This is a genomic window from Oceanithermus profundus DSM 14977, from assembly GCF_000183745.1.
Lineage (GTDB): Bacteria > Deinococcota > Deinococci > Deinococcales > Marinithermaceae > Oceanithermus > Oceanithermus profundus.
On record NC_014761.1, the window covers coordinates 952196 to 967081 of the forward strand.

Below are 14886 nucleotides of genomic sequence, written 5' to 3' on the forward strand. Positions count from 1 at the left end.
GGTGTGCCGGTGGACCCGGTACAAGATTGCATCGAGGTCAATATAACGGGTTTGGCGCGGCGGCGGCCAGGGCGTAAGACCCGGCCCGCGGGCGGGACCCCCAGCGGGTAGAATGGTCCCGACGCGAAACGTGGCGGCGGCACTGGACAAGGGGTGTGGTGTCGGTATAAGTTTATACTCGGTATAAGGAGGAGGCTATGCGAATCAAGAAAGTTGGCGTAGTCGGCGCAGGGACCATGGGCAGCGGCATCGCCGCCCTGCTGGCCTCGGCCGGCGTGCCGGTGGTGCTCTTGGACATACCCGGCAAGGACGACCCGCTCGAGTTCGTCAAGCGAGGGCTCGAGCGGGCGAAGAAGGCGAGGCCCGCGGCCTTCATGCGGAAGGACCGCGCCGCGCTGATCACGATCGGCAACACACGCGACGACCTGGAGCTGCTTGGGGACGTTGACTGGGTCATCGAGGCCATCATCGAGAAGCTCGAGCCCAAGCAGGAGCTCTACGCGCGCCTCGAAGAGGTCCTCCCCGAGCACGCGATCGTGAGCTCGAACACCTCGGGCATCCCCATGAAGGCGCTGCTCGAGGGGCGCAGCGACCGCTTCAAGAAGCGGTTTTTGGGCACCCACTTCTTCAACCCGCCGCGCTACCTGCACCTGCTGGAGATCATCCCCACCCCCCACACCGACCCGGCGGTGCTCGAGGCCATCGAGAACTTTGGCGACCGCATCCTCGGCAAGGGGCTGGTGCGCGCCAAGGACGTGCCCGGCTTCATCGCCAACCGCCTGGGCGTCTACGGCATGCTCCGGGCCGTGGCGCTGATGGAGAAGCACGACCTCACCATCGACGAGGTGGACGCGCTCACCGGTCCGCTGATCGGCCGACCCAAGAGCGCCGTCTTCCGCACCGCCGACCTGACCGGCCTGGACGTGCTCAAGATGGTGGCCGAGGAGCTGGCCCACACCACCGGCGAGGACTTCTCGCTGCCCGATTGGGTGCTGAAGGTCATCGAGGGCGGCTGCCTGGGCGACAAGACCAAGTGCGGCTTCTACAAGAAAGAGGGCAAGGAGATCTACACCCTCGACTGGAAGACGCTCGAGTACCGGCCGCGCCAGAAGCCGAAGATCCCCGGCGTGGACGAGGCCAAGCAGCTTTCCCTGCCCAAGCGGATCGCCGCCGTGCTCGACCTGCCCGGCAAGTACGGCGCCTTCCTGCGCGACCTCTTCGCCGTCAGCAGCCAGTACACCCTGGCCAAGACGCCGGAGATCGCCTACGACGTCGTGAGCGTGGACCGCGCCCTCAAGTGGGGCTTCGGCTGGCGGATGGGCCCCTTCGAGCAGATGGACGCGGTGGGACTCGACAAGACCGCCGAGCTGATCGAGGCCGCCGGGCTGGAAAAGCCCGAGCTGCTGGCCAAGGCCGAGGGTTCGTTCTACAAGAAGGAGGGCGCGAGCCGCCAGATGCTGGCGCTCGAGGGCGGTTACGTGCCGGTGCCGGAGCTACCCGGCGTCATCGAGATCCAGACCCTGAAGGACGCCGGCAAGGTGGTCAAGGAGTCCAAGGACGCCGGCCTCTACGACCTCGGCGACGGCGTGCTGCTGCTTGAGTTCCGCACCAAGATGGGCGCGCTGGGCGAGGGCATCTTCAAGATGCTCGACTACGGCATGAAGTACATCGAGCAAAACGACCTCGCCGGCTTGGTAATCGGCCGCGAGGACGAGCGCGCCTTCTCCGCCGGGGCCAACCTGGCGCTCATCCTGATGCTGGCCCAGGAGGGCGAGTGGGACGAGCTGGAGATGGCGGTCAAACTCTTCCAGAAGAGCACGATGCGGCTGCGCGAGGCGCCCTTCCCGGTGGTCGTGGCGCCCTTCGGCCTCACCCTGGGCGGCGGTGCGGAGATGACGCTGCACGCCGACCGGGTGCAGGCGGCGGCCGAGAGCTACATCGGCCTGGTCGAGGTGGGCGTGGGCCTCATCCCCGCGGGCGGCGGCACCAAGGAGCTGCTCTTCCGCTTCACCGAGGACCTGGCCCCGTACACGGGCGCCATGGGGGCGGAGGCCGACCCCTTTGCCGCGGTCAAGCGGGCCTTCGAGGTCATCGCCATGGCCAAGACCTCGACGAGCGCGCTCGAGGCCTTCGAGATCGGCTACCTGCAGAAGGGCGACCGCATCTCGATGAACAAGGACCGCCTCATCGCCGACGCCAAGCAGCGGGTGCTCGACCTGGCGCCCGACTACGTCAGCCCGGTGCGCGGCAAGATCACCGCGCTCGGCAAGGAGGCGCTGGGCAACCTCAAGTACGCGGTCTGGAGCTTCCGCGAGGCGGGCCAGATCACCGACCACGAGGTGAGGATCGCCAGCGAGCTCGCCTACGTGCTTTCGGGGGGTGACGGCCCGCGCCGCGAGGTAAGCGAGTGGGACATCCTCGACCTCGAGCGTGAGGCCTTCCTCAAACTGCTCGGCACCCGAAAGACCCAGGAGCGGATCGCCCACACCCTCAAGACGGGCAAGACGCTGCGCAACTAAAGGAGGAGACGACGATGCGCGAAGCCGTAATCGTAAGCGCCGCCCGCACGCCGGTGGCGAAGGGAAAGAAGAACGGGGCGCTCGCCAGCGTCCACCCGGTGGAGCTGAGCGCCCTGGTGATGAAGGAGACCGTGGGCCGCGCCGGCCTCGACCCCGCCAAGCTCGACGACGTGCTCTGGGGCTGCGCCATGCCCGAGGCCTCGCAGGGGCTGAACATCGCCCGGCTGGCCCTCCTGAAGGCCGGCTTCCCGGTGGACGTTCCGGGGGCGACGATCAACCGCTTCTGCTCGAGCGGCCTGCAGACCGTGGCCCTGGCCGCCCAGGCCATCCTGAGCGGCATCAACGACGTGGTGCTGGCCGGTGGCGTCGAGATGATGAGCCAGGTGCCGATGTCGGGTTTCCACTACCGGCTCGAGGAGAGCCTGACCCCGGACACCTGGAGCCCCGAGAGCTACTCGAGCTACATCGGCATGGGCTTCACCGCCGAACGCGTGGCCGAGCGCTGGAACGTCAGCCGCGAGGACCAGGACAAGTGGGCGCTGCGCAGCCACCAGCGGGCCCACGCCGCCCAGTCCGAGGGCCGCTTCAAGGACGAGACCATTCCCGTACCGGTGCGGAAGGTGAGCTGGCAGGGGCGCAAGAAGAAGGTCGAGGAGGCGGTCTTCGACTACGAAGAGCTCATCCGCCCCGACACCAGCCTGGAGGCGCTGGCGAAGCTGCGACCGGCCTTCAAGGAGGGCGGCACCGTGACCGCCGGCAACGCCAGCCCCTACTCCGACGGCGCCGCCGGCGTGCTGGTGATGGAACGCTCCGTGGCCGAGGCGCTGGGCCTGCCCATCCTGGCCAGGTTCGTGACCTTCCAGGTCGCCGGCGTCGAGCCCGACGTGATGGGCGTGGGGCCGGCCAAGGCCGTTCCCAAGGCGCTCGAGAAGGCGGGCTGGACGATGGACGACCTCGACCTGATCGAGTTCAACGAGGCCTTCGCCGCCCAGGTGCTGGCCGTGATCCGCGAGCTGGGGATGCCCGAGGAAAAGGTCAACGTCAACGGCGGCGCGATCGCCCTGGGCCACCCGCTGGGGGCGACCGGCGCCAAGCTGACCACCCAGCTGATCCACGAGCTGCGCCGGCGCGGCGGCGGTAAGGGTTTGGTGACGATGTGCATCGGCGGCGGCATGGGCGCGGCCGGACTTTTTGAGGTGTACGGAGCTTAACGAGGAGGTCGTAACGATGGCGGACAAACCCCTGTGGAAGAAGGGCGGCGGCTGGTTGCTCGAGAAGCCCGAGCAGGCGCTCACCCCCGAGGACTTCGACGAGACCGTGCGCATGATCGCCGAGACCACCCGCACCTTCGCCGAGCGCGAAGTGCTGCCGGTGCTCGACGAAATGGAGCACGACAAGGAGAAGATGTACGAGCACTCGGTGCGGCTCATGCAGAGGGCCGGCGAGCAGGGCCTCTTGGGCCCCGACGTGCCCGAGGAGTACGGCGGGCTCGACCTGCCCAAGGTGGTCACAAGCGTGGTGGCCGAGAACATCGCCGTCACCGGTGGCTTCTCGGTGACCTTCAGCGCCCACACCGGCATCGGCACCCTGCCGATCGTCTACTTCGGCACGCCCGAGCAGAAGGCCAAGTACCTGCCCAAGCTGGCCTCGGGCGAGTGGATCAGCGCCTACTGCCTCACCGAGCCCGGCTCGGGCTCCGACGCGTTGGCGGCCAAGACCACCGCGACCCTGAGCGAAGACGGCAAGCACTACGTCTTGAACGGCACCAAGCAGTTCATCACCAACGCCGGCTTCGCCGACGTCTTCATCGTCTTCGCCAAGATCGACGGCGAGAAGTTCACCGGCTTCATCGTGGAAAAGGGTACCCCCGGCCTCAGCCTGGGCCCCGAGGAGCACAAGATGGGCATCCGCTCCTCGAGCACCCGCCAGGTGATCCTCGAGGACGTCAAGGTGCCGGTGGAGAACGTGCTGGGCGAGATCGGCAAGGGCCACAAGATCGCCTTCAACGTGCTCAACATCGGCCGCTACAAGCTGGGCGCGGCCGCGGTGGGCGCGGCCAAGGAGGTGCTGAAGGAGTCGGCCAAGTACGCCCTTCAGCGCCAGCAGTTCAACCTGCCCATCGCCAAGTTCGGCGCCATCAAGCAGAAGCTGGCGCGCATGGCGGCGCTCATCTACGCCGCCGAGTCGGCCACCTACCGCACCGTGGGCCTGATCGACGACGAGATCGAGGCCCGCGGCAAGGACCAGATCGTCGACGCCATCGAGGAGTACGCCATCGAGGCCTCGATCATCAAGGTGCTGGGCAGTGAGGTGCTCGACTACGCGGTGGACGAGGGCGTGCAGATCCACGGCGGCTACGGCTACATTGAGGAGTACATGGTCGAACGGGCCTACCGCGACAGCCGCATCAACCGCATCTTCGAGGGCACCAACGAGATCAACCGCCTGCTCATTCCCGGCATGCTGCTGCGCCGCGCCCTCAAGGGTGAGCTGCCGCTGGTCGAGGCGGCGATGAAGCTGCAGGAGGAGCTGCTCGAGCCCTCGTTCGGCGAGGAGTACGAGAACGAGTGGGACCGCGAGTGGGCCTACGTGGCCGGGCTGAAGAAGCTGGCATTGATGATCGCCGGCATCGCCAGCCAGAAGTTCGGCGAGAAGATCGTCAAGGAGCAGGAAGTGCTCATGGCGACGGCCGACATCCTCATCGACGCCTTCACCGCCGAGAGCGCGCTCTTGCGCACGCAGAAGCGCGGGGGCGAGCTCGAGGCCGCCATGACCCGCTACTACCTGGCCCGCGCCCAGGACAAGGCGGCCCAGCTGGCCCAGGCGGTGCTGCCCTACCTGGAGGAAGGCGACGACCTGCGCGTGCTCATGGCCGCCGCCCGCCGCCTCAGCAAGCACGAGCCGGTGAACCAGGTGGCGCTCGAGCGCCAGATCGCCGGCGCGGTGCTCGAGGCCGAGGGCTACCCCATCAAGTAGCCGCGCGCCATCCGCACGGCGTTTCCATGTGCCCGCCCGCCCCGCAAGGGGCGGGTTTTCGACGCCTCCCCGGACGGGGCGGCGCAGCCGCCGAGATCCGGAAGCCTGCCCTGAACTTGATTCAGGAGCCTGCCCTGAACTTGATTCAGGGTCCATGCTGGTCGTGAAGCCGAGATTCGGTCGCTGTTAATCGACCGTCGTCTATTCGTCGGGATGTTGGTTCAGCCTCAATCGCGGCTCGGTGGCTCGGTCTGGACCCCAGCTTTTGCTGGGGTGACGAACATTTATCAACCTGACAAGTCTTTCGTCATTCCAGTCAAGCAGGCCGTAGGCCTGCGCGAGCTGGACCTGCCCCCGCGAAAGCGGGGGATCCAGAGCCTAAAGCATGATGAACGCTACGGTTTGTTTGATGACCAACTCTAGAACCTCCCCCTTGGGGGAGATGGCGGCGTAGCCGTCAGAGGGGGGTTGTTTAGCCGGACGAGGGTATATGGGTCCTCATTTGCTGGGCAGACCGCTAATTCCAAACGTGGCGTTTGGGCCTTGGATCGCCAACAACCCCCACCCCAGCCCTCCCCCGGGGGAGGGAGCGGTATTTGCGGCGACTAAACCGTGGGGTTCGGGTGCGGCGCGGGCCATATAGCCGGCTTCGCCGGGATGTGGGGTGTAGGGGATAAGTGGTAGGAAAACCCAACTTCGTGTTCTGATGCGTCGCGCCCAAGCCCGTTCGTGTTCTTCTGAAAATGAGCTCCACCTCCCAGATCCCACCCCCTACATCCTGCCTTTCCTGCGTCCCCGGGCGAGCGAGCTATTAACGAACGAGATCCGGGGTCCATGCCGGACAGAAAGCCGACGTTTCGTTGCCGTTGACGGCCAACTACAGGCCAGGGGTTACAGGCCATAAACCATGATCTTGCTACGTATTACAAACTGCACACCAATCAGGTCGGACACGCAGGTCCGCCCCTACTGCGTACCGCGCACCACGAACTACCGACTATTAGTAAACGTGAAACCCCTCCAGCCCCACCGGGTCGCTCCACTGGACCTCGACTTCCTCAACCTTGGACAGGCGCGGGCCCTGGCGGAGGAAGTGCAGGAAGTGTTCCAGCGCGTCTTCGGGTCCTTCGGCCACCACTTCCACCCGGCCGTCGGGCAGGTTCTCGGCGTAGCCGGCCAGGCCCAGCTCCATGGCGTGCTTGCGGGCGAAGGCGCGATAGCCCACGCCCTGCACCCGGCCGGAAACGAGGGCGACGATGCGGCGCTTCATGGCCCTAGATTACGTGAAAACCTTCATCTATCCCAGCCGCCGCCGGATACGATAGGAACGTGCGGTTCAGGAAGCGCTGGCTCTTTTTACTCCTGGCGGTGCTCGCGGCGCTGCCGGGTTTTCCGCCTCTGATCCAATGGGGGCTCGAGCAGGCGCTTCGGGACCAGCCCTTTCAGGTGGAATGGGCCCGGGTCAGCGGCTACGCGCTCACCGGGCTGCGCTTCGAAGACGTGCGGATCGACGCCCCGGGTCTGGAAGCGCGCGTGGGCGAGTTGCGCCTCGGCTACAACCTCTTCGCGGCCCTGAGCGGCAAGCTCCCGCTCGCGGTCGAGCTGAGGGGCGGGACCGTGCGGCTGGACCCGGGGGCGCTTCCCGCGCTCGGGGGCGCGGCGGGCGCGGGCGGCCTGCAACCCGTGCTCGGTCGCCTCGTCCTCGAAGACGTGCGGCTCGAGAGCGCGGCCTGGCCGCGCTTCGCGCTTCCGCCCTACCGGGCCGAGCTTTCGGGTTCGCTGCCCAGGTTCGCCTGGCGGGTGGAGACCGACGAGGGCGCGCTCGCGGGCGAGCTCGAGCTTCGTTCGGCCGACGACTGGTCCACCACCTTCGCCGGCGACCTGGCGCTGAGCCGCTTCTGGTGGCGGGGCGGGCAGTACGGCCGGATCGAGGGCCGGTTCGGCTACCGGGAGGGGCACTGGATAGGGGAGGCCGCCGTCCGGGACGCCGGGGTGACGCTCGCCGGATTCCCGGTGCGCGAGGTGGACGGGCGGCTTCGCTACCGGGACCACGTGATCACCTCCGAGCTGCAGGGCCGGAGCCTGGACGGCCCCGTCAGCGCAACCGGCGTCGTGGACGTGCCGGGCCGCAGTTACCGGTTCAAGGCCGAGGGCCGCCCCCGACTCGAGGCCCTCCTGGCGCTTTGGAAGGTCGGCCTTCCCGCAACCGGAGAGGGCCCCCTCGTCATCGAGGGAAGCGGGTGGGAAAAACTTCACCTGGAGGGCCGTTTCCAGGGCGAGGGGCGACTGTTCGCCCGCCGCATCGGCTACGACGGCCGCTTCGCCTACGCGGACGGCTTCACCTTGCACGCCGAGACCACCGGCCGTTTCCTCGAGCGCGGTTGGCGCAGCGTCTTCGACTGGCAGGACGGCGGCTACGTCGCCGAGGTCACCGACGACAAGGGCAGCCGCATCGAGTTGAGCGGGGAGGGGGTGCGCTACCGGGGCCAGGGCCGGCTCGTCTGGCCGGTGCCGCTCGACGGCGCGGCGCAGGTGGTGTTTTCCGGCGAGGGCACCCGCTGGCAGGTGCAGGCCGAGAGCCCGGGGGTGCGGCTGCCGCTGGCCGAGGCCCCCCTCGACCTCTCGGGCGGGCTGCAGGGCGCGGGCATGGAGGTGTCGGGCCGGCTGGGTCCGCTCGCCCTGGCGGGGCGCTGGGACGACCTGAGCCTGAAGCTGGATCCGATCCCCATGGTCGTCGGCAGCCTTGGGGGAAGCGGGCGTTGGCGCGGCGGCTTCCGCGCCGAGCTCGCCTACCGTTCGCCCTACCTGAACCTGCCGCTCGAGGTGGTGCAGGAGGGGGCGCGCTGGCGCCTGCGTGCCGACGGCTACGGCGCGGGGCTCTGGGCCGACGGCCGCTTCCAGGCGAAGCTCGCCGACCTGCCCGTCGGGGTGCTGGGCGGCTTGAAGCTGAGCGGTGCGGTGGTCTGGACCCCAGAGGCGGCGTGGCGCGGCAACGCCACGCTGAAGGGCCGCTACCTCTCCCTGACCTCGGAGCTCGCAGGAGAGACGCTGCGCTTCGACGGCGTCGCCGACACCCCGCTTGGTGAGGTGCCGCTCGCCGGCGTGGCCGACGCGGCCGGCGTGCGCGGCACCCTGGACGAGGCCCGCTTCCGGATCGCGCCGGGCGTCTACCGGATCGACGGCCGGGTGCGGCTGGGGGAAGGCCTGCGCTACGAGGGCGCCCTGGCCCTGGAAGACGGGCGCTGGAGCGGGGAAGCCCGCGTCGTTTCCCCCTGGGAGGAGGTGCGGCTCGTGGGGCGCGGAGGCGTTCTCGATTCGGTCTGGCGCGGCTACCTGCAGGCCGAGGGTCCGCTCTGGCCAGAACCCCGGATCGACGGCGTCCTGCACCCGCCTTCGATCGGCGACGTTCGCTTCGCGGCGCTGCCCGTCGAGCTGCGCGGCCGGCGGCTGCGCGTCGGCGCCGGCCGCGTCGAGCTGCAGGGGGCGCTGCCCTTCTCCCTTGCGCTCCCCTGGACGGGCTACGGTTACGAAGGGAACCTGTACGCGACCGGCGACCTGCGCTCGGGTTCGCTGACCCTCGCGACCCCTTGGGGGCAGGCGACCGCCCGCGGCCCCTGGTCGGCGCTCGCGCTCGCGGGCAGGCTGGAACTCCCGCGGCTGGGGCCTGTGGAGCTCGGCGGGCGGGCCGACCTGCCGGCGCTGACCTACGACGTCCGGGCCGGGCTTCCGCAGCTGGACGGGTTCGTGGGGCTGCGGCGGCGGGGGCGCGCGCTGCGTTGGGAGGGCGCCCTGCAGCAGGGCCGGCTCCGGTTCGAGGGGGCGGGGCCCGCGGGAAGGCTCGAGGCCCGGGGCTTCGCCAGCGACGCGTTGGGGCTCCCGGGGGTTTGGAACGGCCGCCTGGCCTACGACCGGGGCTGGTCGGGCGACCTGACCTTCGAGGGGCCCTCGGGGCGCTGGCGGGCGCACGGTTTCGGCACCCTGCAGCTCGAGGGCGCGGGACCGGGGTACCGGAGCTCGGGCTACTTGAACGCCTCCAAACTCTTCGCGCGCACGGTGCTCGACGCCCGCTACCTGGCCGGAGAGCTGGTGGTCGAGGGGCCCTGGACCGCCTTGGAAGCCGTGGGGGAGGGGGTGTGGCGCTGGCCGGGGCTGCGCGAGCAGGCCTGGACGTTCAGCGCCTCCCTGCCGCGGCGTGTCTGGAGTTTGGGCGGCCCCATCCGGCTGCAGGGCGAAGGGCTGCGCTACCGCGGGTCGGTGGACTGGCGCGAGCAGATCGCGGGCCGTCCCCTCCGGTTGGAGGGCCGCTTCCAGGGCGAGGGGGCCCGGTTCGAAGGGAGCTTCGATCTGGGCGTTCAGGGGTACCGGATCCAGGCGGCGTTGCGGCGCGACGGCGGCTGGAGCGCTCAGGTGCGCGCCCCGGGGGGCGCGGCCCGGCTCGAGCGCGGACGCCTCCGGGTGGACGGCTGGGACCTGGCGCCGCTGGGACGGGCCCTGGGCCTGGACCTGGCAGGGCGGCTGGCCGGGACCCTGGACCTGGAGGGGCGCGGCGGGAGCTTGGCGGGGACGCTCGAGGCGGCCGGCTTTCGGCTGGCGCTGCTGCTGCGGCCCGAGGGCGCGAACTGGGCCTTCGCGGTCTACGATCCGGTGCGCAGCGCCGGCCTGCGCCTGACCACGGGGCCCGACGCCGCCTTGACGGGGCTGGGCGCGGTGCAGGGCCGGCTGGAGCTGCGGCCCGCGGCGGCGGGCGCCCTCGACTACGCCGCCGGCGGCGTGCGCGTCGGCGTAACCGCCGACGCCGCGGGGGTGCACCTGCGCGCCCGTGACGGTCGCTGGGCCCTCGAAGGGGACTGGAACGCCGGCGTCGCCCAGCTGCAGCTCGAGGGACCGGTGGGCGGCGCGCTGCGGCTCGACACCCGGGAGGGGCGTTACCGTGGCCGCCTGCGGTACGCGACCGCGACGGCCGACGCCCTGCTGGCGTTCAGCGGCCAGGGCGCGAAGTGGCGCGGTTCGGGGTACGCCGTGGTCTACCGCGGCGTACCCCAGGCGGGGCCGCTCTCGGCCGAGGGCGACGGGCTGGACTGGCGCGTCTTCTGGGCGGCCCCGCTGCAGCTCGAGCTGGCCGGTTCGGGGGCGCGCCTGGCGTCGTGGCGGTTGGAGGGCGCGGCCGGGCTGGGCGACCTGCGCCGCAGCGCCGGCCGGCTGCACGCGCGCCTGCGCTACCGGGACGGCGCCTTTTCGGGCGCGGCCGACTGGACCTACCCCGGGGCCTACCTGAGCGCGACCGGGGAGGGCGACCGGCTCCGCCTCGACGGCGCGGGCTTCGGCGTCCGCGCCTCTGGCACGGTCGCCGCCGACGGCCGGCTCGACCTGAGCGCCCAGGGCTCGGGGCGCCTGGGGCGGGCGTCTTGGGCGCTGTCCGCCGCAGCCGGAGGCGCGGTCCTCGCGCCCCGGCTGCGGGCCGAGCTGGCGGTTTCGGGCGAGGGGGAGGCGCGCATCGTCTCCCGGTTCGACTACGACGGCGGCTGGGCCTTCACGGCGCGCGGGCCCGGCCTGAGCGTCGATCTCGCGCCCGACCGGGCGCGCGTGGCCGTCGACGGCCTGGACCTCGACCCCTTCCTGGGCCTTCCGGTGCGCGCCTACGCCGCGGCTTCGGGCCCGCCGGGGTCGCTGGTGCTCCCCTTGCGGCTCGTGGGGCCGTGGCTCGACCTGAACGGGTCGTGGACGCCCGGCACGGGGGAGGCGCGGCTGGAAGGCCGGTTGCTCGAAGGCCGGCTCGACGCCGGCTGGGGGCGCGAGGGGGCGGTCGTCGCCCTCGACCTGCCGCGGCCGCGCGTCGTCGGCGAGGTGCGCTACCGCGAGGGGCGCTGGACCGGGGGGTTCGACCTGGACCTCGCGCTCGCGGAGGGGGGCGTTCGCGGCCGGCTCGACGCCGCGGACGCCGGCGTGCAGCTTCAGGGTTACGGGGCGTACGCGGGCACGCTCGAGCTCGGCTGGAACCCCGGCCGCCTCGAAGGGCGGCTCGAGGGCGGCGGCGCGGCGCTGTCGGCCGACCTGCTGCAGGTGGGCGAGGGCTGGGTGGGGCGGCTGCGGCTCGAGAGCGCGCGCTGGGGGGGCGTACTGGCGATCGGCGAGGGTTCGCGGTTCCGCCTGCAGGGGACGGGGCCGCTGGAGCCGCTCGCCGGCCGGCTCTCGCTGCGCCCCTGGTCGCTGGCGTGGGCCTACTCCGGGCCCCTTCCCGATGGCCTGGGCGCCCTGGACGCGGCGGGGCGCTGGCCCGGCGACGCCTGGGCGCTGGGGCAGTGGCGGGTGCTCGGGCACACCTTCGAACTCGAGGGGCGCGCGGCCGGACTGGCGTTGCGAGCGGACGGCCTGCGCGCCCTTTTGAGGGCCTCGGGACCCGAAATCGACCTGGAGGGCTTCCGCCTGGGCGGCGTGAGCTGGAGCGGGCGGGTTCGCGGCGGTTGGCGCGAGCCCGAGCTGGACTTGCGCGCCCTGGGGCTGCGTCTTAGCGGCCGGCTGGGCGCCGCGGCGCGGCTCGACGTGGAGGGGTGGGCCCAGGGGCGGGTCGCGCGCACGGACGGACGCTGGGCCGGCCGGCTGCGCGTTCCGGACGGCGAGCTGACCGCCGGCGGAGAGGGCGCCTGGCCCCGACTCGAAGGGGCGTGGCGGGGGGAGGCGGTGCGGATCGCCTACCCCGAACTGCGGCTGGGCGGGCTCGAGCTGGACCTGGCCCGGCGCACGGCCTCGGGCGCGGCGCACCTGGACGGCTGGACGCTGAGGGGCGAGGGCGAGCGGGTGGGGCTGCGCTACCCCCTCGGCGGCGGCGCACTCACGGCCGAGGTGAACCTCGCGGACGGGCGCGCCCGCCTGCGTCCGGAGGGGATCGGCGAGGGCTGGCTGGGTTACGCACCCGGCGACGCCGGGTTCTCGGGCACCCTGATCCTGAACCAAGCGCTTCCGGGCGAGGTGATCGTTCGCGGCCGCACCCGCGCCCTCGAACTCAGCTGGTTGCATCCGCCCAGCGACTGGCTGCCGTGGAGCCGGGGGCGCCTGGAGGCGCGCGTAGGGCTCGACGGGGCCTGGACGGCGCGGTACCGCGGCGGCGAGGCCCGCCTGGACGCCGCGGGCGACCTTCGCCGTGCGAAGTTGGAGCTGGACACCCCCTGGGGAGGCGGCGAGGTCCGCTACCGCGACGGCTGGCGGGGGAAGCTGCGGCTGAGGCAGTGGCCGGTGCCCCCGCTGGACGCCGGGCTCGACCTCGACTGGACCGGGGCCGCGGGCGGGGCGGCCCTGGTGGGCGAGCTGGCGGGCGACGCGGGGCGGATGTCCTTCAACCTGCGGGCCGACGCCGAGCGCTGGCTGCCCAAGGTGGAGAGCGCCGCCTTCGTGATCCAGGGCATGCGCATCGAACGCCTGCCCAAGGTGCTGAACCGGCTGCCCTACGCTTCGGGACGGGTGGACGCGACGCTCGGCTACACGCGCAGGCTCTGGGCCGGCCGCCTGGTGAGCGAGGGCCTCACCGTGGCCGGGGAAACCTACCCCATGGAGGCGGCGCTCTACTGGAGCGACCGGCTCAAGACGCTCGAGCTGACCCTGGGGCAGAGCCGGATCGAGACCCGGCTGGCGGAGGGACGGCTGGACCTCCACGGCGAGCTCGTCCGGCTACCGCTGCACTTCCTCACCGGCGCCTGGGCGGGCCCCCCGCCGGGCACCGCCTACTGGACGGGGGCGGTCAAGGCCAGCGTCCCGCTGGACGACCCCTGGTCGGGCTACGGCGTGCTCGTGGGCGAGCGGCTGGACTTCGCGGGCGAGGGCAAGCGTCTGCGCGGAGAGGCGGCAGTGCGCTACGAGCGCCGCACCCTCTACGTCGACGCCCTCGACCTGAGCGGAGACGGGAGCATCCGCGGCCGGGGCTACTGGGGCCCCGACGACGCGGACCTGACCGTCGAGATCAAGGACACGGTGCTCACTCCGATCCTCGGCGTGGTTCCTCAGTGGCGGCCCTACCGCCCCCGCGCGGCCGGCAGCCTCAAGCTGCGCGCTCTGGGACCGTCGGCCTGGCTGGAGGCCGAGGGCTTCGACTTCGGCGTCGCCGCGGTCGACGGCCGCTTCGACTGGCTGCGCGTCGAGCGCGAGGGCGAGCGGTTGCGCGTCGGGGGGGCGGGCTCGTTGACGCGCCCCTACGGCGCCCGCTGGACCGTCTCGGGGCAGGGGAGGGCCGACGCGCTGACGCTGCAGATCGACGGCTCGGCCGAGCTTCCACTGATCGGCATGGTCGAGGGGGTGCGCGGCACCCTGAAGCTGCCCGGGACCGAGTTGGACCTGCGCACCCCGAGCGCGCGGCTCGAAGGGCGGTTGCGGCCCTTGGTGCTGCGGTTGACCGGCGAGCTCCCCGTGGCCTACCCCGAGTACTACCTGCAGTCGGGGACCGTACGCCCCGACCTCCTGCTCACCTACGCCGACGGCGGGTTCACCCTCAGCGGCGAAACCGAGGTGGTGCGGGCCGTCCTCTCGCGCCCCGAGGGCAAGCGCGAGGTCGCCTTCAAGGAGAGGCGCTACCGTTACCCGTTGCGCTTCGACCGGGTGCGCTTTTTCAGCAAGGGCGGCCTCCTCATCCAGGAGCCCCTGGCCCAGGGCGAGGCCGAGGGCGAGGTCTTCCTCGGCGGCGAACTCGCCGATCCCTACCTGAGCGGCGAGGTGGTGGGCCTGCGCGGGGAGTTCCTGCTGGGGCGCCACCGTTTCACGGTCGACCAGGCGTGGGCGCGCTTCAGCCCCGTGGCCGGCCTCTACCCCGACATCTACCTGCGGGCGCACACCCGGCTGCGCAGCGCCGACCGCGAGATCGACCTCTACCTCGAGAGCGAGGGGCACTTCGTCCGCGACGACGGCCGGGCCCGGCTGGTGCTCGAGCCCCGGCTCTGGGCCGAGGCCGGAGGCCGGCTGCTGCCCTACACCCAGGAGGAGCTGCTCGGCCTGCTGGCGCTGGGCGGGGAGTCGACCGTGGCCGAGGGCGTGGCCTCGCTGGCGATCCAGAACCTGCTCATCTCCCAGCTCGAGTACGAGCTGGCGAAGGCCCTGGGCCTGGACGTCTTCACCGTGCAAACCGACGTCTTCGCCGGAGGCGACGTCAGCACCACCCAGTTCACGGTCGGCAAGTACCTGAGCCCCGACCTCTTCGTCAGCTACAGCCTCGACCTGGGCGGACGCCAGGTGCTCGGCGCCGAATACCGCATCGACGGGCTGCGGTTGCGGGTGGAGAGCGAGCTCGGCGGCGATCTGCTCGAGCCCCAGGTGCGCTTCTCCATGCTCTACGCGATCCGCCCGGACCTCGACCTGATCCTCAAGCTCCGCACCGGCGAGCTGCGGCTCGGCGTCGAGTGGCGGTTCTGAG

At 71.4% G+C, this 14886-nt stretch carries 5 protein-coding genes; 4 read left to right on the forward strand and 1 reads right to left on the reverse strand.

The window, feature by feature from the left end; genetic code table 11:
* The first annotated feature begins 197 nt into the window (after nucleotides 1–197).
* From OCEPR_RS04690 to OCEPR_RS04700, 3 genes are read left to right on the forward strand one after another with little or no spacing between them, the layout of a single operon-like run.
* Complete coding sequence (locus tag OCEPR_RS04690) at nucleotides 198–2519, forward strand: 3-hydroxyacyl-CoA dehydrogenase/enoyl-CoA hydratase family protein (protein ID WP_013457560.1); 2322 nt, start codon at nucleotides 198–200, stop codon at nucleotides 2517–2519.
* A 14-nt stretch (nucleotides 2520–2533) separates the two neighbouring features.
* The gene (locus OCEPR_RS04695; RefSeq protein WP_013457561.1) at nucleotides 2534–3730 is read left to right on the forward strand and encodes a thiolase family protein; all 1197 of its coding nucleotides are present in this window, start codon (nucleotides 2534–2536) and stop codon (nucleotides 3728–3730) included.
* Between the two features lie 16 nt (nucleotides 3731–3746).
* The gene (locus OCEPR_RS04700; protein WP_013457562.1) at nucleotides 3747–5495 is read left to right on the forward strand and encodes an acyl-CoA dehydrogenase family protein; all 1749 of its coding nucleotides are present in this window, start codon (nucleotides 3747–3749) and stop codon (nucleotides 5493–5495) included.
* Between the two features lie 1000 nt (nucleotides 5496–6495).
* On the opposite strand, the gene OCEPR_RS04705 is transcribed toward OCEPR_RS04700, so the two are convergent.
* Nucleotides 6496–6765: an acylphosphatase gene (locus tag OCEPR_RS04705; RefSeq protein ID WP_013457563.1), complete on the reverse strand. Its 270-nt coding sequence runs from the start codon at nucleotides 6763–6765 to the stop codon at nucleotides 6496–6498.
* A gap of 59 nt (nucleotides 6766–6824) precedes the next feature.
* On the opposite strand from OCEPR_RS04705, the gene OCEPR_RS04710 reads away from it, so the two are divergent.
* Nucleotides 6825–14885: a translocation/assembly module TamB domain-containing protein gene (locus OCEPR_RS04710; protein WP_013457564.1), complete on the forward strand. Its 8061-nt coding sequence runs from the start codon at nucleotides 6825–6827 to the stop codon at nucleotides 14883–14885.
* Nucleotide 14886: the final 1 nt, after the last annotated feature.

Excerpts from the sequence above, each read along its gene's own strand:
- OCEPR_RS04690 (WP_013457560.1), top strand. The coding sequence starts at position 198 with ATGCGAATCAAGAAAGTTGGCGTAGTCGGCGCAGGGACCATGGGCAGC.
- OCEPR_RS04695 (WP_013457561.1), top strand. The coding sequence starts at position 2,534 with ATGCGCGAAGCCGTAATCGTAAGCGCCGCCCGCACGCCGGTGGCGAAG.
- OCEPR_RS04700 (WP_013457562.1), top strand. The coding sequence starts at position 3,747 with ATGGCGGACAAACCCCTGTGGAAGAAGGGCGGCGGCTGGTTGCTCGAG.
- OCEPR_RS04705 (WP_013457563.1), bottom strand. The coding sequence starts at position 6,765 with ATGAAGCGCCGCATCGTCGCCCTCGTTTCCGGCCGGGTGCAGGGCGTG.